Source organism: Pseudomonas profundi (assembly GCF_008638305.1).
In the GTDB taxonomy this organism is placed as follows: Bacteria; Pseudomonadota; Gammaproteobacteria; order Pseudomonadales; family Pseudomonadaceae; genus Halopseudomonas; species Halopseudomonas profundi.
Genome location: NZ_VTPZ01000015.1, coordinates 69,232 through 89,133 on the forward strand (window position 1 = coordinate 69,232; position 19,902 = coordinate 89,133).

Sequence of the window (19,902 nt, forward strand, 5' to 3'; positions counted from 1 at the left end):
GCCCCATTTTCTTTGGAGCATCACCATGTCCCTCGATCTCGAAAACACTACCGCCGAAGCCACGCCCGTACAGGGCGAACTGCTCGACGCGGAATCCAACCCTCTGACCCTGAGCCTTCAGGATTTTGTCGGCGAGTTCGGCGACGAACTGCTCGACGCCCTCAACAGCGCCAATCCGCCGGTCTATACCGGCCAGCCGCAGGCGCATCGTCAACTCGTCGTCGCCAGCCTCAAACGCAAGCTATTCCAAGCCCAAGCCGAAGTCGTCCATGCCGCCGCCGAGCTGCTGATCGACCGTGGCGAACACGCCGCGATCGTCAACGGCGAGATGGGTTGCGGCAAAACGACCGTTGGTATCGCCACAGCCGCCGTGCTCAACGCCGAAGGCTATCGCCGTACCCTGGTTCTTTCTCCACCGCACCTGGTCTACAAGTGGCGGCGCGAGATCCAGGAGACGGTGGCAGGCGCCAAGGTCTGGGTGCTCAACGGCCCGGACACGCTGGTCAAGCTCATCAAGCTGCGCGAGCAGTTGGGTGTGCAGCCCACGGGCCAGGAGTTCTTTGTCCTGGGGCGCGTCAGGATGCGGATGGGATTCCACTGGAAGCCTGTCTTCACCACGCGGCGCACCCGCCATGGCGACGTGGCAGCGTGCCCTGACTGCGGCACGGTCATCACCGACCTCGACGGCGAGCCGGTCAACCCGGTCGCGCTCGAAGCCGAGGAGTACCGCAGGAAGTGCAGCCATTGCGCCGCGCCCCTGTGGACATTGATCCGCCCGCGCAGCCTGTCCGGCAGCGACCAGTCCTCGGCCGTGCTGAAAGCGTTGAAGCGCATCCCGACGATCGGGGAAGTCACCGCGCAGAAGCTGATGCAGAAGTTCGGCGACGGGTTCCTGGCGTCGATGCTGGGCGACAACATCCATGAGTTCATCAACCTCATGGACGGCAACGGCGAGCTGGTGTTTTCCGACCGTCAAGCCACGCGCATGGAACGTGCGATGGCCAACATGGAGTTCGGTTTTGGCGAGGGCGGCTATCAACCGTCCGAGTTCATCAAGCGCTACCTGCCGCAAGGCACGTTCGACCTGCTCATCGCCGACGAGGCCCACGAGTACAAGAACGGCGGCAGCGCCCAGGGCCAGGCCATGGGCGTGCTGGCGGCGAAGGCTCGCAAGACCTTACTGCTGACCGGCACGTTGATGGGCGGCTACGGCGACGATCTGTTCTACCTGCTGTTCCGAGCCCTTCCCGGGCGGATGATCGAAGACGGCTATCGCCCGACCACGAGCGGCAGCATGACCTCGGCCGCGATGGCGTTCATGCGCGATCACGGTGTCCTGAAGGACATTTATTCCGAGAGCACCGGGACGGCGCACAAGACCGCGAAAGGCACGAAAGTCAGTGTCAGAACGGTCAAAGCTCCGGGCTTCGGCCCCAAGGGCGTGCTGCGCTGCATCCTGCCGTTCACGATCTTCCTCAAACTCAGAGACATCGGCGGCAACGTTCTGCCACCGTATGACGAGGAGTTCCGTGAAGTCGCGATGGACACGGCGCAAGCCGCGGCCTACCGCGATTTGGCGGGTCGGCTGACCGCGGAGCTGAAACAGGCTCTGGCGCGACGCGATACAACCTTGCTGGGTGTGGTCCTCAACGTGCTGCTGGCCTGGCCGGACTGCTGCTTCCGGTCGGAGACCGTGGTGCATCCGCGCACACGCAATACCTTGGCGTTCGTCCCGGCTCAGTTCAACGAGTTCGAGATCAGCCCCAAGGAGCGTGAGCTGATCGACATCTGCAGGGAAGAGAAAGCACAGGGCCGCAAGGTTCTGGCCTACACGGTCTATACCGGCACGCGCGACACGACTAGCCGGTTGAAGGTATTGCTGGAGCAGGAAGGCTTCAAAGTGGCGGTACTGCGCGCAAGCGTGGATGCCAGCCGCCGCGAGGACTGGATCGCCGAGCAGTTGGACCGTGGCATCGACGTGCTCATCACCAATCCCGAGCTTGTCAAGACGGGATTGGACCTGTTGGAGTTTCCGACGATCGTGTTCATGCAGTCGGGCTACAACGTGTATTCGCTCCAGCAGGCGGCACGCCGCTCTTGGCGTATCGGGCAGAAGCTGTCCGTGCGCGTGATCTACCTGGGCTACGCCGGCTCCTCGCAGATGACCTGCCTGGAGCTGATGGCCAAGAAGATCATGGTCTCGCAGTCCACTTCGGGCGATGTACCCGAATCGGGGCTCGATGTCCTGAACCAGGATGGTGATTCCGTCGAGGTCGCATTGGCCCGGCAATTGGTAACTGCGTGATCTGCTGTCTGCCGGCATCCTTTCGGGGGTGCCGGCATTTTTCTAGGAAATTGCTGCTCGGAGGATTCGATCACCGCCCCGGTCCCAGCGCGGGGAAGGCTAAACTGATCAGACAATACCGAGATTCAAGGAGGCACTATGGCTATGGTGATCGAAGCAGCATATGCAGATGGTACTGGTGCAGCCAACGCACTGCATATGTCTCAGGCGCAGTGGGAAGAGTTGCAACGGGCGTACTGCGTCGGTGATCTGCTGATGCCTTGCTGCAACGCTCCAGCGATTCCCAAGGTTAGTGCTAATGGGTACCCCTTCTTCGCGCATCTAGGAGGTGCGTGCAGTACTTCCGAAGAAAGCCAATGGCACCTGGCGGCCAAGATACTTGTGCGCAGCGTGCTTGAAGATCTTGGATTCCGTGCCTCGGTTGAAATGCCGGGTTCGGGTGATGCAGGTCGCTGGCAGGCTGATGTCTGGGGTGAGCGCAATGGGGTTAGGTTGGCTGTCGAGATCCAAAGATCGTATCAGTCGCTCCGTGACTACCGTAAACGCCAAGAGCGGTACCGCGAGGCGGGCATCAAGTCTCTTTGGTTGCTGCGGCAGGAGCGATATAGCACTCTCACCAAGAGCATGGGAAAGGAGCGTCTGCGCACCGAGTTTGGGGGCAAGTTCCCTTCGGCCGGCCACTTCGGCCCGTGCCTTTCTGACCTGCCGGTCGCGATGCTTGAGCTAGATCCGGCCCCAACGGTCAAGGGTGCCGGATTCTTCAACGCAACCCTTCCAAACATACTTGAAGCAGTGCTTAGTGAGCGCTTTCTTTGCATCAACGGTCTATGGTGTATCGATAACCTAGACTCGATGAATAACGCCGCCAGACTCGCGCGCGAGCGTTTCGCAGCCAATCGCTTGGCTGCAAAGATGTAGCTCGACTGTGGTGTTGCTCGACATGCGCCGACGCAGCACCGACACTCCAGATTCCCGGGTTCACACTCAAATGCCAGCGGCACGCATTCGCGCCTCCAGCTCATCAAGGAATGGCGAGCGCCCAAAGCGCATAGGGCCATAGCGGCCATCAACGAAGCCCGAATACAGCATGTGGACCTCGTCGCGAGCACGTGTGAGTCCCACATAGAAGAGCCGGCGACTTTCGCGCAACTTCTCTGGAGTTTCATTGCGCCACGGCAGATTTCCGAGGTCGAGTCCAACCATGATGACGACGTCGTACTCACAGCCCTTTGCGGAATGCAGTGTCAGCAGATTCAGGTGATCGGGCGAACCGTCCCGACCGCCCAAACTCGTGATGTCTAGCGAAGCCAGTGCACCGCCTTCAGCGAGCGCTGCCGTCATGCGATCCAGTTGCTCCTTCTGATCAGCGAGCGCCAATTCAGCCGCCAGCAGATGATCCACTACACCGTTGCGCAGCGAAGCAACAAATTCTCGCGCAGGTTGCTGGTCAGCACGCAGCTCCCATAGCAAGGCGGTTAGCTCTTGCTCTTCGCGCTTGGCCTGTGAATCGTCCAAGCTCGCCCGATGAAATGCGCGATAGCGGTCGAGTAGTCCACGCAATTGTGGGCGTCCAACACGCCAGCCACCCGCGCACCACGCCGCACAATCTTCTACCCAACTTGTTAGGGCAACCTTGCGGTAAGGTGCTGCGGTATCCACACGGATGTGATCGAGACCACCGGTTGCCACAGCTTCAGCCACGATATCGCCTGCGCGATAGTCTTTGTATAGGATCGCGATATCGCCCAGTGTTCGTCCCGGCTTGGAGGCTAAGGCCGCCGGAATGATCTGCGCGACGGCGTGCGCAGCCTGGTCCGCCATACCACCCGGGCGCAGGACAAATTCGATGGTCGTTTGTCGCGCAGGATCGCTCGCTTGATAGCCTCGGGCTTCTCCAAGCGCCATCTCTGACGCAGTCACGATCCCTGCACCAGAACGGTAATTTAATTGAAGCTGGACAGGCTCAATGTCTCTGCGAGCCGCCAATTCCATGAGCAACGCGCCATCAGCTCCCGTAAATCCATATATCGACTGATCCGCATCCCCGACAGCGAAAAGTCGGACACCCCCGTCGAAGGCAAGGCGTTTGACGATGCGATGCAGTGCCACGCCTAAATCCTGGTACTCATCCACCGCGAGCACGGGGAATTTTGCCTGAACCAGAGGTAGTACCCAGTCGTGCTCGGCGATCAAACGCTGGCCGAAGACAACCATGTCATCGTAGTCAATCAGCCCCTCGTCGCGCAGAGCGGCCTCGTAGGCCTCGGCCCAGGCAGCGAGTTCCTCCTCGCTACGCCAAGCGACGCTATTTCGATTGAGCACGGAACGGCGATGCCGCCCGAGGTCAATAACTTTGTACGGATGGTTCTGGCCGAAAAGCGCATCTCCAGTTTGCTTCAACAACCGATCACTGACTCGTTGAGTGGCTACCGAAAGTGGGAAAGATATGGGCAGGCCGGCCAGGCGTCCATACGGCATCAAGAGATGACGCAGACAGAACCCATGGACCGTACCAATGAAAAGATTAGGTGCCTGCTGAAGTCCCAAGTTTTCAATTCGGCGAGCGAGTTCGCGAGCGCACTCCTGGCTATAAGTGATGCACGCAACGCCACGAGGGGCCTCGACGTCTTCGGCCAGGATGCGGGCGAGCTTTAGGACGAGTGTCTTGGTCTTACCGCTCCCGGGACCAGCGAGTACCACACAATGTCCTTGAGAGTTGTAAGCTGCCAACTGCCCTGGATTTCCAGCCAACTCGGCAGCCTGCGCCAGGTAGGCTGTACCGACGTTACGCGACGGCATCGCGGATATGCTCCAGCGCAGAGCGAATGTAGGCCGGGCAAACGTCCTCAGACACCGACGGCGCAAGTGCCTGTGCAAATCTCCCCTTGCCAATCCGTTCAATCAACTTCAGCAGCCGGTCTTCATCGACCTGATCCGGATCATCCACCCACTCTTGCAATGCGTCCCGGGTGACTTGCCTCAGCGGCAACTCCTGCTCGATTACCGACTTCATCGCCTCGGTCATTCCGGCGGCAAATAGGTCGGATTCCAGCGTGCTCTCGTTGACGAAGTATCCAAACTCTGCGGCGTATTTGAGCACCTCATCTATATCCAGGTCATCGTAACCATATTCGTCATCGACCTCGTTTAAGAGATTAATTAATCGCCTGTGGGCTAGTGGAGGTTTGCCATTGACCGGGTCGCGATCTGTCAAAATTACATGTGGAATATTTAGCCCTTTAGGGCCCAAAAGCTTCACATAAGGAGTGAAGTTCGTCCCCCCGACCGAGCACACAGTGATTCCAAGTATGTCGAAAGGAATCCCGAGGGCGTCGGCGAACGCGGGAATGATGAAGCGCTCGGCGTCCCCTTCAACCAGAATCACTCCCCGGGAAAATAATATTTCTCCGCGAGTGACGTCGATGTAGCGCTGGAGGTCGTCTTCATCCCTCTGTGTGAAAGGTGTGTTCGCGGTCGAAACCGCGACGGTTTTCCCGTCCGTTGCGTTATGACGCAGGAGAACGATGGACCTAATCGGTGTAACGCTTGCGATATGCGGCGAGTGAGTAGTGAGAATTGTCGTCAGTGGAGGGGCTTCGTCCTCATCTTCCGCTCTTGTGCCGAGAAAGTAGCGATAGACAAGACGCTGGACATGCGGATGCAGGTGCGCTTCGGGCTCCTCGACGACGAAGAATGTGTGGTCGCGCTCCCCCTCGGAGACGAGACGGTCGAGTTCGAGGCTCTTCAAGGCCAGGAAGATCAGATTCGCCGTTCCTAGGCTGGCATCGCCGACACCGCGAACACCGTTGTCGATAAGCAGCCGAAGGCTACGCAGCAATGCATCCACTCGTGTAGGTGCAAGTCCGAGCGATACCGGGACAGCATGTTGCCCCCCGGCGATTGCGATCAGCCGTTCGCTGATCCGTTCTGCTGTCGCTACCACTTCCTCGTGTCCAGCCAGCTCTCGCTGTGCTTGGTCGACCTGATTCTGAATCTCCTCACGGGCGTCATCATCCAACGACGCGGCAAGATCCTCAATGAGTGGCCTCAATGGCGAATTGCGCCAGCTCGCAAGGTCCTTCTCAGCGTCACGCAGGGCTACCTGAACATCTATTGGCAACATCCGGCGAAGTGCGCCGCCGATACGCATTTCGGGATCGTTGCCACCGAAGATCACATACTCATAGTCCTTCAACGATTCCGGGGCGCGCCCCAGGCCCGCCTTAGGCTGGAAGCGGTAGGTGAGTCGGGCCACCATGGGTGGGCCAGGATCAATCACGCAATCGTTGAGGTGAGCCATCAGCCGGGGATCGTTTGTGAAGTCCGTTAGATCCACAGAGACCTCAATGGTCGCACCAACCTTGTCTTCGCCAAGTCCGTCCCAGAAATGTTCAAGCCCCAGTTGTCGATCGCGTTCAGACAAGCCCGGATCAAGGATCAACTGCAGGCCGCGAATGAAATTGCTCTTGCCAACCTTGTTCTCTCCCACGATGACGATACTTTCCCCCGTCTCGACATCAACATCCGAGAAATTGGCGAAATTGATCAACCTGACCCGAGAAACCCTCATTTACGCCCCCGTCCACTGGTGTTTTAACAAATAGTAGCAGTCAAGCGGCCGGCCTCCATCCGCCGACCGCGACTGAGCTTTTCCGTTTCGGCGCCCTCAAGGCCGCTTTTGTTCGACTAGACCGCTGCCGGCAAATCGGACGCAGCGTGGTTCGCATTGTTTGCTGCTGCCCCGGGCCTTAGCGGCGATGGTGAGGGCTCGTTGTTTCAGGACGCCGAGCTTATGTGCCCCTCTCCACCTTGGTTTCACCATCCCGAACGCCGCCTGCTGGCAGGAGTCCTCGGCCTGCTCTGGTCGGTGCTGGCTGGCGGCTGCGCTACGACGACTGCGCCGCCCGCACCTGATGCCATCGAGGAAGTGTTGGCCACGCCCGAACCCGAGGCGCCCGAGTACATCCCCGTCGTGCGCTACGGTCGCTACACGCTGGTCGAGCTGGCACCCAGAGCGGCGCAACGCGACCTGCTGTTGCAGACCATCGACGTGTCCATGCCCGAAGATGCCCGCGCCACCGTCGGCGATGGGCTGCGGCATGTGCTCAAGCGCAGCGGTTACAGCCTGTGCCAGACGGCGCACGCGGTAATCGAGCTGTACGCGCTGCCGCTGCCGGCGGCGCACCTGCACCTCGGCCCCATGACCTTGCGCGATGCGCTGCTCACACTGGCTGGCCCGGCCTGGGAACTGCACGCGGATGATCGCGCACGGCAGATTTGCTTCGAACGGCCCGCCGACAGCGCGGTCATCGAACCCGCATCCGAGCCACCCGCCGCCGAGGCGGTGCAGACGTTCCCGCTGGAGCCTTCGGTTTCGGGAGGCCAGCCATGAGCGCCCCACAGTCTGCCCGGCGCCCGGCCGCCGTCGTGATGGTGCAGAGCCTTCTGTGGCTCTGGCTGATCGGCCTCAGCGTCTTCGTAGCCTTGGGCTACCAGACCATGAACGACCAGGCCGACCAGGAACGGCTGGATTCCCGCCTGCAACGCCTGGAAGCCCGGGCGGCGGGCCTGGTCGAGTCGATCGAGGCCATCCAGCAGCGTTCGGCCGTCGCAACGGCGGCAGACCTCAAAGACACCCGCCAAGTCTTGGAAGCACGCGCTGCCCAGGTTGAGAAAACGCTGAGCGGCTATGCCGCTGCCGACGACCTTCAGGCGCTGCGCGCGGAGGTCGAGCAGATCAAGGCGCGCCAGACCGCTGCGCCCGTTCCGCGCGCCGCAGCACCCGCCCAGCCGCGCGCATCGGGCAAGGCCGCCGCCAAGCCCGAACCGCCGCCGCTGCCGTTCCGCGTCGTCGGCGCCGAATTGCGCGCTGGCCAGCGCAGCGTGTCCGTTGCGCCGAGCAGTGCGGACTTCACGCCTGACCAGCTTCAGGTGCTGCTGCCAGGTGATGCGCTCGGCCCGTGGCACTTACAGGCGATTGAGGGCAACACCGCCGTGTTCCAGGCCGGCAACCAGACCCGTCGCGTGGCGATTCCCTGACCGGAGCACACCACATGAATCCGTCGATCATCCTTTCCGCGCTCCTGCTGGCATCCGCCCAATTGCCCGCCTGGGCGCAGCAGCCGGTCACCGCCCCGGCCCGCAATGCGCAGAACCAGGAGCGTCCGCTGGTCGCCCGAACCCCGGACGACCAGGTAGCAGGCGACTGGGGCCTCCAACCGCAGGAATGGGCGCTATACCGCGAGCTGATGGACGGGCCGCTGGGCATCTATTCGCCTAACCTGGACCCTCTGTCCGCCCTGGGCATCGAGGCCCGCACCGACGAGGAACGGCGGCGCTACGCAGAACTGCAGGTGCAAATCGAAGCGCGCCGCGTCGAGAAGCTGCTTGCCTATCAACGTGCCTACGACGAAGCCTGGCAGCGCCTGAACCCCGGCATGCAACGGGTGAACCTGCCTGACGACAAACCCAGCGGCGGCGCAGTGCGCGGCGGCGGCCGCACGGCGGTGTTCGTCAAGGACGGCTGCGCGGCCTGCGGACAGCTCGTGCAACGCCTGCAATCCTCAGGTACCGAGTTCGACCTGTACATGGTCGGCAGCCGCCAGGACGACGCGCGCATCCGCGACTGGGCCAAGCGCGCACAGATCGACCCGACACGGGTGCGCAGCGGCACCATCACGCTCAACCACGACGGCGGCCGCTGGCTGTCGCTGGGTCTGCCCGGCGATCTGCCCGCGGTCGTGCGCGAGGTGAACGGCCAATGGCAGCGCCAGCCCTGACGGCGCGGTTTCGCGTACTGGTGATCGCTGCTGGCCTGTACGCCTGCGCCGTCCATGCCCAGGAGGTTCCGCCTCCGGCCTATCAGCTTGCCGCCCAACGTGCGGGCATTCCCTCCACGGTGCTCTACGCCGTGGCCTTGCAGGAGAGCGGCATCCGGCGGAACGGACGCATCGTCCCGTGGCCGTGGTCCCTCAACGTCGCCGGCCAATCGCGCCGCTATGCGACCCGCGCCGACGCCTGCGCCGGTTTGCAGCAGGCGATGCGCTCCACGCCGCACACGCGCATCGACGCGGGCCTGGGTCAGATCAACCTCGGCTACCACAAGCACCGCTTCACCAGCCCGTGCGACTTGCTCGATCCGTACCGCAACCTCGCCATCGCCTCCGAGATCCTGAAGGAGCAGCACATCCCGGGGGAGAACTGGCTGCTGGCGATCGGCCGCTACCACCGCCCCGCGGGGGGCGAGCCCGCAGCCCGCTACCGGCGGAGCGTTTCCCGCCACCTCGCCCGCGTGCAGGGCACGCGCCCAACCGCCGCGGTCCTCGCCGCGCGCCAGGAGACCACCCCATGACGAAATCCCATCTGGCCCATCTCGCGGCGAAAGGCCTGCTCGTGCTGCTGGCGGGTCTGCCGCTGGCCTCGCGTGCCGGCGAGCCGCTGATCTTGGTCGAAGACCGTGGCGGCACGTCGGCGCTGCCGTACTACGAAGCCCTGAGCCTCCAGCCGCGCGCCAACACTCCGGCCCGATCGCCCATCCCTGCGACTCAGATCCCGGCCACGCCGGCGGATGAGGCCGCGATGTTGCCGGTGCGCAGCGCCAAGCTCACGCCCGGCACCGTCGCGCGGCGGGTGATCGAGGCCCCGGGCCTGCGTCCCTTCGTGGTCGTGGGCGACGACGAGGCTTCCCAGGCCTGGTTGCGCCGCCATGCAGCCTCATTGCGCGAGCGCGGCGCGGTCGGTCTGGTGGTCAACGTCGAGACCGTGCAAGGCCTGGCGCGGCTGCGCGCACTGGCGTCCGGCGTGCCGCTTGCGCCCGTGTCCGGCGACGACTTGGCCGAGCGCTTGGGCCTGCGGCACTACCCGGCGCTAGTCACGGCCACCGGCATCGAGCAATGAAGCCATGTCGGGGAAACAGCCGGTCGAGGTTCTGCTTCGCCCAGCGGTGGAGCTATATACCGTCGCGGCGTGTGCAGGCGCCGCGTTTCTGTCCCTGGTGGCCCCGTGGTCGCTCGCGCTGAGCCCCGCCATGGGTGTCGGCAGCGCGCTGGCGTTCGGAGCCTATGGCGCGATCCGCTACCGCGATGCCCGCGTCATCCTGTGCTACCGGCGCAACATCCGTCGCCTGCCGCGCTACGTGATGACCAGCAAGGACGTGCCGGTCAGCCAGCAACGTCTGTTTGTGGGACGCGGCTTTCTGTGGGAGCAGAAACACACCCATAGGCTCATGCAGACGTACCGGCCAGAGTTTCGGCGCTACGTCGAGCCGACGCCGGCCTATCGGCTGGCCCGGCGCCTGGAGGAACGGCTGGAGTTCGCGCCGTTCCCGCTGTCCCGGCTATCGAAACTCACCGGCTGGGACGTGCCTTTCAATCCGGTGCGGCCGCTGCCGCCAGTGGGCGGCCTGCCGCGCCTGCACGGCATCGAACCCGACGAGGTGGACGTCAGCCTGCCGCTGGGTGAGCGCGTGGGCCACTCCTTGGTTTTGGGAACGACAAGGGTGGGCAAAACACGTTTGGCCGAACTCTTCGTCACTCAAGACATCCGCCGGAGGAACGCCGCGGGCGAACACGAGGTCGTGATCGTCATCGACCCCAAAGGAGATGCCGATCTCCTGAAGCGGATGTATGTCGAGGCCAAGCGCGCGGGCCGCGAAGGCGAGTTCTATGTCTTCCATTTGGGGTGGCCGGACATTTCGGCACGCTACAACGCCGTAGGCCGATTCGGTCGCATCTCGGAAGTCGCCACCCGCATCGCGGGGCAGCTCTCCGGCGAAGGCAACAGCGCAGCCTTCAGGGAATTCGCGTGGCGCTTCGTCAACATCATTGCCCGCGCCTTGGTGGAACTGGGGCAGCGCCCGGACTACATGCTGATCCAGCGGCACGTCATCAACATCGACGCGCTGTTCATCGAGTACGCCCAGCACTACTTCGCCAAGACCGAGCCCAAAGCCTGGGAGGTGATCGTCCAGATCGAGGCCAAGCTCAACGAGAAGAACATCCCGCGCAACATGATTGGGCGCGAGAAGCGCGTGGTGGCGCTGGAGCAGTACCTATCCCAGGCCCGTAACTACGACCCGGTGCTCGACGGCCTGCGCTCGGCGGTTCGCTACGACAAGACGTATTTCGACAAGATCGTCGCGTCTTTGCTGCCGCTGCTGGAGAAGCTCACCAGCGGGAAGATTTCCCAGCTTCTGGCGCCGAACTATTCCGACCTGGCCGACCCCCGCCCGATCTTCGATTGGATGCAGGTCATCCGAAAGCGCGCAGTCGTCTATGTGGGCCTGGACGCGCTATCCGATGCCGAGGTCGCCGCAGCGGTCGGCAACTCGATGTTCAGCGATCTCGTTTCGGTGGCAGGCCATATCTACAAGCACGGGATCGATGACGGCCTGCCGGGCGCATCGGCTGGCACGCGCGTGCCGATCAACGTCCACGCGGATGAATTCAATGAACTGATGGGTGACGAGTTCGTGCCGCTGATCAACAAAGGCGGCGGCGCCGGTCTGCAGGTCACCGCGTACACGCAGACGCTTTCGGACATCGAGGCCCGTATCGGGAACCGCGCCAAAGCGGGTCAAGTGATTGGCAATTTCAACAATCTGTTCATGCTGAGGGTCAGGGAGACGGCCACCGCCGAACTGCTGACCCGGCAATTGCCGAAGGTCGAGGTCTATACGACCACCATCGTCTCCGGCGCGACCGACAGCTCGGACATCCGCGGCGCGACGGACTTCACCAGCAACACGCAGGACCGCATCAGCATGTCCAGCGTGCCGATGATCGAGCCGTCGCACGTCGTCGCCTTACCCAAGGGCCAATGTTTCGCATTGTTGCAGGGCGGCCAGCTTTGGAAGGTTCGCATGCCGCTGCCGGCACCGGACCCCGATGAGGTCATGCCGCAGGATCTGCAACAACTGGCGGGCTACATGCGCCAGAGCTACAGCGAGGCCACGCAGTGGTGGGAGCTCACCAGTTCCCCGGCGTTGCAGGACGGGGCCTTGCCCGACGACCTGTTGGATGATGCCGCTGCGGCCGAACCTGGCCCGGTGGCCACCGACGACAGCGCCGGCAATGAGGCCTCGCCATGAAGGATGCCGCCTCGACCGCGCAGCGGGAGCAGAACCAGCGCCAAGGCCTGATCGTCGGCACCATCACCTTGCCGTTCCGGCTGCTGGGGGTGCTGATCGGCTCGCTGCTGTTCTCCATTGTCGTGGAGTGCGTCGGAATGCACCTGTTCTGGAAGGACGAGGGCTGGCGACACTCCCAGCAGATGTTGCAGTACGAGTTGGGGCACCTGTCCAACCACTTCACGCGCAGCGTGGTCGTGCAGGAACCGGGGCGCACGGCGCACGAGCTGGTGGATACCGGATACGAATGGGTGTTCGTGCGCTCGGGCTTGCTGGAGCGCATGAGCCAGACCGCCGAGCGCGCCCGTGCACCCAGCCACGGGCAGACACGCAACTTTCGCTACTACATCAGCCAGGCCTATGTCTGGACCGAGAGCTACCTGATCGCCGCAGCCTTCACGACGCTGACCTTCCTTGTGCGCCTGCTGGTCCTGGTGCTCACGTTGCCGCTGATCCTCACCGCGGCATTCGTCGGCCTGATCGACGGCCTAGTGCGGAGGGACGTGCGCCGGTTCGGCGCGGGCCGCGAATCGGGCTTCATCTACCACCGCGCGAAAGCAAGCCTGATGCCGCTGGCCGTTCTGCCCTGGGTCACGTACCTGGCCTTGCCGATCTCGGTGCATCCACTGCTGATTCTGCTGCCGAGCGCCGCCTTGCTGGGGCTGGCCGTGAGCCTGACCGCGGGCAGCTTCAAGAAATACCTTTAGGCGAATGCTGTCCCGCGTGGCTGTAGTGCTCATCGGTTCTGCAGAACATCTAACGCAGCGTCCAACGCCGTAATCGATTCGACAATGACTCTCACTAAGGAGCGGTCGAACTCGTGGTCTCGCTGGGAATCGTGGACACCGCTGTTGAGACACCCCCATTCAATGCTTCCTGCACCAACACCAAGCAGCCGGGTCAAAGCGACAACGACGTCTGGCGCGCCAGCATGCTGCGCGGAGATGCGATCGACGGCTGATCTCAACTTTGCGCATTTGTTGTTCAATTCCCAGGGGGAGCGTGGCCCGCCTAGCTTGAGTTCGATGCGCCCATCTGCTCGCCGGCCCAGCCAAGTCCAGAGACGGTCAGTCAGACTCTCCAGCGCGGGCCGCGCCTGGCGCAGCGCCTCACGCTTCTCATCGGCTGCCAACGCCTGCTGGGCCAACAGGACGTAGTTCTTCGTCGGTGGATCGCTGTCAACGCGCAGCTCATGCTCGCCCTGGTGCGGGAGGAACTTGTAGCGCTTGATGGACCCGGCCCGCCGGGCGCCCAATTCCTGCTGGATCCGGTGCAGAAACTCCTCGGCGTGTGAGGTGAGGATGACCTGCTTGCCGACGAGCAAGCCATCCTCGAAGAAGGTACGCCAGATTCCGTCACGATGGTCATCGTCGATCGCGTTGACGACGTCATCGAAAATGACCACGGGGCACCCCTGCGCGATGTTCTTCGCCAGCAGAATCGCCAGACCCAGGCACTTGATATGCCCTTCGCTGAAGACCACCAGCGCGTCATAGCGCACGCCAGGCTCACCGGTGAACTCTACTTCGATCTTGCCGTTTTCGGCGACAGGCAGCCACAACGCGTGCAAGAGGTCGCCAGGCGGATCAGCACGATTGAATGCGTTGTACAGATTGCGTGCCTGTTCTCCGAGGCCCTGGAGCAGCACGCCCGGCAATGCGGCCAAGTAGGCTTGGATTTCGGGCAAGAAGCCGTCGTAGGCGGCCTTGACCCGCAGGTGGTGCGCGACTACCGGCACTTCGGTTGCGACCGACTCGATCAACTCACGGTTCGCCTCGTCAAATTGGGCCACGGTCTGGCGGGCAGCGGCCATTTCTTGGTCGGCTGTCATGCGTATGGTCCGCAGCCGTTCGATCTCCAGCCGGTGCTGGTCCAGTGCGTCCCGCTCCCGGGCCAGCGCCCCGCGCAGGGCATGCGCTTCGCGGGCTTGCGCGTCGGCGCGCTCGATGATTTCCGTGACCTGCAGCAGAGCGTTCCAGGCACGCCGGTCGCCATCGACCCATGCGCCAAGCCAGGCGCCTGTCGAGGTAGGCGGCAATGGAGGCAGGCCTGCTGCCTGCAACTGTGCAGGACAAGCGTTTGCGCCAACCGCGACTACCCGACGCATCTCGTCCCACAGCGCCCGCACCGCCTCGCTCAACTGCGTCCGTAGGCCGGCTTCCTGCTGCTGGAGGGTGGCCAACTGCGCGAGCTGCTCCAGGCCCGTGCGGGCCTTGGCGAAAGGATCCTGTGCGACAGCAGCCAATCCGGTTCCGCATGCGGGACAGGTGGTCGCCCCGTCAGTCAAGGCCAGCACAGCCTCGTAGAGCTTAGCGTACGACACTTCCCCAGCACGCGCCGAAAGCTGTCCGGTGGCCGCCTGCCACAGGCCTTGAAGGTGATAAGCCTCATCCAGCAGCGTCTGCAGCCGCGCTTGGCTCACCTCATGAACGGCAGGTGGGACGGCAACCAGTTGCGCCTGGACGTACGGCAGCCGCCCTTGCTGCTCCGGTGTGCCGAGCAGCCAGTCAACGCAAGCCTGGTACGTCGCGCCGGGCGACATTCGTTGCGCCAGCGCTTGCTCGGAGTTCTCCACCGCCGCGATCTTTTGCGGATAAGCAGCGATCGTCTGTTCAGAGTTCGCCAACTGCAAGCGCCGCTGCGCGAGTTGAGTAGCCTGGGCGCCGACGAGCATCAGGTCTTGGTCGAGCGCGGGATTGAAGCCGCGCACGAAGTCGCTGAACTGATCCACGCCAAACAAGGTAGCGATGAGCTGCCGCTGATCGCCCGGAGTACGCGCCGCGATGCGGGCGAAGTCATCGAGGCGGTTCTTTTCGATGAAGCAGAAGCGGTACTCCGCTTCGTTGGGCTGCACAGCCTGGGCCTGGTCTGGTGCTCCGGAAGACAGGACGGGCGCGACATGGCGACGCAACCGGGCATTGTTGCAGTATGTCCGTTGGTCGACCCGCTTGACTTGGGCCTCGCTGATGGAGCCGAGCATCGCCACTTCCAGCGCCTCGCAGAAGCTGCTCTTGCCGGTACCGTTGGCGCCATAGACCAAAGTGATGTCGTGGCTGAGGTCGAATGTCTCTTGCCGCATGAATCCGCGAAACGGTCCCACCTCAAGCTGGCGCAGGCGCCCCAGCGCCGGCCCGACTTCGGGTCCGTGGCCATCTCCCTGGTACGCGACCGGCATCTGCGCCAAATGGGCGACGGCCAGTGGCGCCATGCGGGTGGAGCGTCCACGGCGCGCTGCACCAACTTCAGCCAGAGGTTGCAGGTGATCAAGCACCAGATGCGCGAGCCGGCACACGTCGTCATGCACCTGGCGTTGCGCCAAGTGCGCCAAGAAGCGGTGGTACTCCGAATGAATGCTTGCCATGCAGCCCCCTCTACACAGGAAGACGCTTCGATGGCGTCCTTGATGATGTTGATCGGTCGCCAGCGCAGTAGGCACAGGCGGGTCATGCTTCCATTCGCTATTACGGTTTGTGGAAGTTCTCAGCAAAATAGTCGATGACCTGCCCCGCTTGGGATCCCTGACGGAAACGCTTTTGCTCCTCGAAGTCGATCGAGGGCAGCATATGGATCAGTTGATGATCGGCGTACAGCGCCATGACCTTCTCGGCATCCAGTACCCCGGCGCGTTGTCCGGTAAGCGTATTCGCCGCTTCGATGGCCGCGCCGATCATCACGTCCGCCACTTGCACTGCAGGACTGTGCTTTGAATCGATCTGAGTCACGGACTGAAGCTTGAGCGGAAAGGTGATGCTGGCGATCTCCGATTGACGAAACGTGATCGGTTTCTCATGGCGGATGTACCGCTGCAGCAGGTCGTGATAAGTGAGCAGGTTCTTGGACTGATCGTGCTCGACCCGATACGGGCCGTCAGCCATGATTTCCATCCGACTGACCAGGGACTGCAGCACCACGAAAGCAGCATCGGTGTTGACGCCCGGCGTGACGATCGCCTTCAGGCATTCAGGGGCAGCGAACTGCGCAAGCGGGCCAAGCGCTTCCGGCAGTTCCCACCAGCGCGATGCGCACGCCGCATCGATCAGGTTCCCAAGCGCCTCCGAGCTCTTTTCCTTCACCGCGCGCTGGAAGCTGACCAACAGCCGGTCGAGCGCGCCTTTGCCGAGGAGCGTCGGTCCAACCGTATACAGCAGCGACGCAAGCGAGTAGTTCTGCCCGTCTTCGTAGAAGTCCATGCCGCGCTCGTAGTAGAACGGCTCGACCGCGTAGTCCAGGAACATCAGCAGCAACAGGTAGCGCTTGTCGCAGACGTAGGTCACGCACTTGTGGTCGGTTAGCAAGTCGCGCTGCAGCGCCATCAGACGGGGGTGATTGGCTGGGCGCCGAGCCAACGCCCGGTACTTGAGTTCGTCCGCCTGAAGCTTGGGAAAGTGCTCCCGGATCAGGCGCCCGGCCTCGTCATCCTCAATGGCGATGGCCGTCGCTCCTTGGAACCGCTGCTCAGGGTTCATCAGGTCAAAGCCGGTATAACCACTTTCATCGATCCGGAAGCATTCCATTCAACTCTTCCCCTGGACAATGGACACTCCGATCCTGTCGGCCAATTCGAGCACGGCATCGTAGGCACCGACGTCGTTGTGCGAAGGCTCAGACGCGGCCGAGGATGGTTCACTAGGTGGCTCGCCATCGGCGGGCAGATTGGCGCATCGCTTAGTCATGGGTCATTTCAAGAATTTCATCCACAGCGGCCGCAATGACACGGTCCGGTGCCGAAGCGAGTAGATCCTGGGGACGATTTCCACCCAGGAAGCTGTTTTCGGAGCGGAACCAATAAGCCATGCCCCAGCCGTCTTTGTGTCCTTCGAAGGTTTCAATCACTTTGGCCAGCGATTTCAGTGGACGGAAACCAGCGTCACGATCCAGCCCGTAGTCCGGAAAGTAATCGATGCCACCGTGGTTGATAGCGAAGATTTGGCGTTGCTTCTTCCACTTATTGGGCTGAGCGCTCGGGTTCCGGGTGCTCAGTTCCGCGAGTTGTGCGATGTTCGCGGCGGTCAACCAGTCTCCACTTTCCAACACCGCCTTACGCGCCTGCACCAGCAGGCTCGCTTCCTTGAGCAGCCGGGGCGACAGCGGATTGCGCGGCACGAGCATTTCTGCCAGCCGTTCGAGCGATTCGCGGTCCTGACGTTCAAGCAGCACCTCGAACATGGATGAAGCGACGTTGGTGAAGTTTTCCGCCAATGCCGCGAAAACACTGGGCTTGATGTGGTCGAACGCCACCACCAGCACGTGGTCAGCCTGCGACCGAGCGAGTTGAGCCTGAATCTCTTTGGGCGTACCCACAAGGGTCGACACGCCGAGACGGTCTGCAACGACGCTCATGACTGACTCCTCAAATGGGTTATTTACGCTATTTGATATTACTATATCGACCATAACCTTCAATGCCCAGACACTTCGGATTCTTGGGACCTAAGGAGCACACCGTGCACCCCACCACGCTTTATGTAGTCGGCAATGGATTCGACCTGTGGCACGGCATTCCATCGGGCCTCGGACAGTTCAAGGAGTATGTCCTGGCCACAGACCGGGACATTCATCGCGAGGTCGAGGACTACCTTCCAGCCGGAGACGACTGGTGCGACTTGGAATTAGCCCTGGCTGAACTGGATGCCGATATGCTGGTCGACAACTTGGGGCACTTCATGGGGGCCTATGGTGCCGAGGACTGGAGTGATTCAGGGCACCACGACTTTCAGTACGAGGTGGGGAACGTCGTCGAGCGACTGTCCAAGGGGCTTCGGACGCGCTTTGCCGAATGGATCCGAGACTTGCCCATCCCGACACACGACACCGCCCCGCGACGGCTTGCGACGCTGGATCCACAGGCGCTGTTCCTGACCTTCAACTACACGAGCACGTTGGACACTCTCTATGGCATCGATCTGGCACGTGTTCTGCACATCCACGGCCGATCCGATGCGGCAGACGATGAGTTGGTCTTGGGCCACGCCTGGAATCCCCAATCCCGCCCCTCGCTCAACGACCGTCCGGATATCGAGGAGATCGATACCCGGGTGGCTGAAGCCAACGACATCATCGACGACTACTTCTCAGCCACCTTCAAGCGTTCCGAGGAACTGATCGCCCAGCATAGGACGTTTTTTCAGGCGTTGGGAGCCATCCAGAAGGTCGTCGTGCTTGGCCACTCTCTGTCCCCCGTGGATGCGATCTACTTCCAGGCGCTCCTTCAGCAGCCCAGCGTTGCCGCGGCGCGATGGACAGTCGCATGCCGCAGCAAACAAGAGTGGCCTGATAAGGAACAACGGCTCGTCGCCCTGGGTTTGTGGCCGGGTGCTGGACAGCCATCTTCTTGGGACGCACTGTAGAACAAAGCGTCGTTCGCTCCTGTATTTGCGGATCGCTGCGCACCTAATCCGGTCGGCCCCAGTTCCTATTGTTTGTGGCCTAAAGCAGCCCTGATCTCCACGATCAAGCCATTGCTGATTTCACAGGAATGGCGCGATGTTGGCTCCGATCTGGCTGCGCGCCGCGCATCGCGGCGTGCCCACTTTTCTCGTGACGGCCCTCCTGCTGGGCCAGTCCCCGATGGCGTTGGCCGAGCCCCCCACGCAGCGCCAGGAACTGGTCGCGGCGCTGCGCCAGCTCGACGCGCTGGAGCGCACCGTCGCCGACAGCGCCGCGCATGCCCCCATCCAGCCGGGAGAGCGCTACCACTTCGATTACCCGCGGCTGCTGGCTGACCTAGCGCGCGTGCGCGCCGGTATCCAGGCCCACCTCTCACCTTCGCGTGCCCAGCCGCGCGACCCCTCCGAACTGGCCGGCGACTACCGCACTGAGCGGGCCGTCGAGCCATCGCCGACGACCGCGGAGGTCAAGCCATGAACGGCGCCCAGGTCTCGGCATTTCAAGCCAACAGCGGCATCGCGCCTTCCGCGATGGCGACCGTCTTGGTCGGCGTCGTGTTCGCGGTCCTGCTCGTCTGGGGCGTCTGGGCCATCCGAACGGCCTACGTGGGGTGGTCCGAGAGCCACCTCAACCAGCGCCAGTTCCTCGGCGTCTGCATCCGCTTCGTCGCGATGTACCTCGTCCTGAGTTTCTTCCTCCTCTCCTGACCTGAAAGGCCTGACCATGCAAAACCGCATCCTCACTTCCCGTTTTGTCCAGCGCGCCACCGTGGCTCTGGGCGCCGCCGCGCTGCCCGCGCTGTCGTTCGCGCAGGGGTTGCCGCAACTGGAGAACCCGACCCGCGGCACGGGCAACGGCATCATGGAAACGATCAGGAACTACGGCTACGACATCATCATGCTCGTGGCCCTGCTGGTTGTGGCGTCGATGTTCATTGGCGTGTGCTACCACGCCTACGGCACCTACGCGGAAATCCACACTGGTCGCAAAACCTGGGGCCAATTCGGCCTCACGGTCGCCATCGGCGCGGTGCTGCTCGTGATCGGCATCTGGCTGCTCACCGAAGCCACCGGCATCCTGTAAG

Annotated in this window: 18 protein-coding genes; 13 read left to right on the top strand and 5 right to left on the bottom strand. The window is 62.6% G+C overall.

What is annotated here, in order from left to right; translation table 11 throughout:
* Positions 1-25 precede the first annotated feature (25 nt).
* Both FZE95_RS17070 and FZE95_RS17075 read left to right on the top strand, forming a co-directional pair.
* Positions 26-2,305 (top strand): helicase-related protein, encoded by a 2,280-nt coding sequence (locus FZE95_RS17070; protein ID WP_011871444.1) that lies wholly within the window; start codon positions 26-28, stop codon positions 2,303-2,305.
* Between the two features lie 138 nt (positions 2,306-2,443).
* Entirely contained in the window at positions 2,444-3,223 is a 780-nt protein-coding gene (locus FZE95_RS17075; RefSeq protein WP_017514159.1) for a competence protein CoiA, read from the top strand.
* A 66-nt stretch (positions 3,224-3,289) separates the two neighbouring features.
* Here the strand turns inward: FZE95_RS17075 and FZE95_RS17080 are convergent, their stop codons facing one another.
* Both FZE95_RS17080 and FZE95_RS17085 read right to left on the bottom strand, forming a co-directional pair.
* Complete coding sequence (locus FZE95_RS17080) at positions 3,290-5,104, bottom strand: ATP-dependent helicase (RefSeq protein WP_020924957.1); 1,815 nt, start codon at positions 5,102-5,104, stop codon at positions 3,290-3,292.
* Entirely contained in the window at positions 5,091-6,854 is a 1,764-nt protein-coding gene (locus FZE95_RS17085; RefSeq protein ID WP_134315833.1) for an ATP-dependent nuclease, read from the bottom strand. The genes FZE95_RS17080 and FZE95_RS17085 overlap by 14 nt, the downstream gene beginning before the upstream one ends.
* A gap of 243 nt (positions 6,855-7,097) precedes the next feature.
* Here FZE95_RS17085 and pilL2 point away from each other — a divergent pair, with 243 nt between their 5' ends.
* From pilL2 to FZE95_RS17120, 7 genes are read left to right on the top strand one after another with little or no spacing between them, the layout of a single operon-like run.
* Positions 7,098-7,697 carry a PFGI-1 class ICE element type IV pilus protein PilL2 gene (gene pilL2 / locus FZE95_RS17090; RefSeq protein ID WP_020924956.1) on the top strand — a complete coding sequence of 200 codons (600 nt, stop codon included), beginning with the start codon at positions 7,098-7,100 and terminating at the stop codon, positions 7,695-7,697.
* On the top strand, positions 7,694-8,344 hold the full coding sequence (locus FZE95_RS17095; RefSeq protein WP_009876593.1) for a hypothetical protein: 651 nt from the start codon (positions 7,694-7,696) through the stop codon (positions 8,342-8,344). The genes pilL2 and FZE95_RS17095 overlap by 4 nt, the downstream gene beginning before the upstream one ends.
* A 14-nt stretch (positions 8,345-8,358) precedes the next feature.
* Entirely contained in the window at positions 8,359-9,084 is a 726-nt protein-coding gene (locus FZE95_RS17100) for a TIGR03759 family integrating conjugative element protein (RefSeq protein ID WP_009876594.1), read from the top strand.
* Entirely contained in the window at positions 9,066-9,656 is a 591-nt protein-coding gene (locus FZE95_RS17105) for a transglycosylase SLT domain-containing protein (protein ID WP_009876595.1), read from the top strand. Before FZE95_RS17100 ends, FZE95_RS17105 begins: the two co-directional genes overlap by 19 nt.
* On the top strand, positions 9,653-10,201 hold the full coding sequence (locus FZE95_RS17110; RefSeq protein WP_009876596.1) for an integrating conjugative element protein: 549 nt from the start codon (positions 9,653-9,655) through the stop codon (positions 10,199-10,201). The genes FZE95_RS17105 and FZE95_RS17110 overlap by 4 nt, the downstream gene beginning before the upstream one ends.
* A 4-nt stretch (positions 10,202-10,205) precedes the next feature.
* Positions 10,206-12,392, top strand: coding sequence for a type IV conjugative transfer system coupling protein TraD (gene traD / locus FZE95_RS17115; RefSeq protein ID WP_150302058.1), 2,187 nt, complete (start codon positions 10,206-10,208; stop codon positions 12,390-12,392).
* A complete protein-coding gene (locus tag FZE95_RS17120) occupies positions 12,389-13,138 on the top strand; it encodes a TIGR03747 family integrating conjugative element membrane protein (protein ID WP_009876598.1) in 750 nt (249 codons plus the stop codon). The genes traD and FZE95_RS17120 overlap by 4 nt, the downstream gene beginning before the upstream one ends.
* A gap of 29 nt (positions 13,139-13,167) precedes the next feature.
* On the opposite strand, the gene FZE95_RS17125 is transcribed toward FZE95_RS17120, so the two are convergent.
* The 3 genes from FZE95_RS17125 to FZE95_RS17135 all read right to left on the bottom strand — a co-directional run bounded on the left by FZE95_RS17125 (position 13,168) and on the right by FZE95_RS17135 (position 17,771).
* Entirely contained in the window at positions 13,168-15,792 is a 2,625-nt protein-coding gene (locus FZE95_RS17125; protein WP_011871449.1) for an ATP-binding protein, read from the bottom strand.
* Positions 15,793-15,892: 100 nt separating this feature from the next.
* Positions 15,893-16,945 (bottom strand): DUF3800 domain-containing protein, encoded by a 1,053-nt coding sequence (locus FZE95_RS17130; protein WP_011871450.1) that lies wholly within the window; start codon positions 16,943-16,945, stop codon positions 15,893-15,895.
* 151 nt (positions 16,946-17,096) lie between these two features.
* Entirely contained in the window at positions 17,097-17,771 is a 675-nt protein-coding gene (locus FZE95_RS17135; RefSeq protein ID WP_011871451.1) for a hypothetical protein, read from the bottom strand.
* 104 nt (positions 17,772-17,875) lie between these two features.
* On the opposite strand from FZE95_RS17135, the gene FZE95_RS17140 reads away from it, so the two are divergent.
* The 4 genes from FZE95_RS17140 to FZE95_RS17155 all read left to right on the top strand — a co-directional run bounded on the left by FZE95_RS17140 (position 17,876) and on the right by FZE95_RS17155 (position 19,901).
* Positions 17,876-18,778: a bacteriophage abortive infection AbiH family protein gene (locus FZE95_RS17140; RefSeq protein ID WP_017514686.1), complete on the top strand. Its 903-nt coding sequence runs from the start codon at positions 17,876-17,878 to the stop codon at positions 18,776-18,778.
* A gap of 136 nt (positions 18,779-18,914) precedes the next feature.
* Positions 18,915-19,295, top strand: a complete 381-nt coding sequence (locus FZE95_RS17145) for an integrative conjugative element protein, RAQPRD family (protein ID WP_009876602.1) — start codon at positions 18,915-18,917, stop codon at positions 19,293-19,295.
* Positions 19,292-19,525, top strand: a complete 234-nt coding sequence (locus FZE95_RS17150; RefSeq protein ID WP_009876603.1) for a TIGR03758 family integrating conjugative element protein — start codon at positions 19,292-19,294, stop codon at positions 19,523-19,525. Before FZE95_RS17145 ends, FZE95_RS17150 begins: the two co-directional genes overlap by 4 nt.
* A 16-nt stretch (positions 19,526-19,541) precedes the next feature.
* Entirely contained in the window at positions 19,542-19,901 is a 360-nt protein-coding gene (locus tag FZE95_RS17155; RefSeq protein ID WP_009876604.1) for a TIGR03745 family integrating conjugative element membrane protein, read from the top strand.
* Position 19,902: the final 1 nt, after the last annotated feature.

Excerpts from the sequence above, each read along its gene's own strand:
- FZE95_RS17110 (WP_009876596.1), top strand. The coding sequence starts at position 9,653 with ATGACGAAATCCCATCTGGCCCATCTCGCGGCGAAAGGCCTGCTCGTG.
- FZE95_RS17095 (WP_009876593.1), top strand. The coding sequence starts at position 7,694 with ATGAGCGCCCCACAGTCTGCCCGGCGCCCGGCCGCCGTCGTGATGGTG.
- FZE95_RS17070 (WP_011871444.1), top strand. The coding sequence starts at position 26 with ATGTCCCTCGATCTCGAAAACACTACCGCCGAAGCCACGCCCGTACAG.
- FZE95_RS17120 (WP_009876598.1), top strand. The coding sequence starts at position 12,389 with ATGAAGGATGCCGCCTCGACCGCGCAGCGGGAGCAGAACCAGCGCCAA.
- FZE95_RS17080 (WP_020924957.1), bottom strand. The coding sequence starts at position 5,104 with ATGCCGTCGCGTAACGTCGGTACAGCCTACCTGGCGCAGGCTGCCGAG.
- pilL2 (WP_020924956.1), top strand. The coding sequence starts at position 7,098 with ATGTGCCCCTCTCCACCTTGGTTTCACCATCCCGAACGCCGCCTGCTG.
- FZE95_RS17145 (WP_009876602.1), top strand. The coding sequence starts at position 18,915 with ATGTTGGCTCCGATCTGGCTGCGCGCCGCGCATCGCGGCGTGCCCACT.
- traD (WP_150302058.1), top strand. The coding sequence starts at position 10,206 with ATGTCGGGGAAACAGCCGGTCGAGGTTCTGCTTCGCCCAGCGGTGGAG.
- FZE95_RS17135 (WP_011871451.1), bottom strand. The coding sequence starts at position 17,771 with ATGAGCGTCGTTGCAGACCGTCTCGGCGTGTCGACCCTTGTGGGTACG.
- FZE95_RS17150 (WP_009876603.1), top strand. The coding sequence starts at position 19,292 with ATGAACGGCGCCCAGGTCTCGGCATTTCAAGCCAACAGCGGCATCGCG.
- FZE95_RS17130 (WP_011871450.1), bottom strand. The coding sequence starts at position 16,945 with ATGGAATGCTTCCGGATCGATGAAAGTGGTTATACCGGCTTTGACCTG.
- FZE95_RS17105 (WP_009876595.1), top strand. The coding sequence starts at position 9,066 with ATGGCAGCGCCAGCCCTGACGGCGCGGTTTCGCGTACTGGTGATCGCT.
- FZE95_RS17155 (WP_009876604.1), top strand. The coding sequence starts at position 19,542 with ATGCAAAACCGCATCCTCACTTCCCGTTTTGTCCAGCGCGCCACCGTG.
- FZE95_RS17100 (WP_009876594.1), top strand. The coding sequence starts at position 8,359 with ATGAATCCGTCGATCATCCTTTCCGCGCTCCTGCTGGCATCCGCCCAA.
- FZE95_RS17075 (WP_017514159.1), top strand. The coding sequence starts at position 2,444 with ATGGCTATGGTGATCGAAGCAGCATATGCAGATGGTACTGGTGCAGCC.
- FZE95_RS17125 (WP_011871449.1), bottom strand. The coding sequence starts at position 15,792 with ATGGCAAGCATTCATTCGGAGTACCACCGCTTCTTGGCGCACTTGGCG.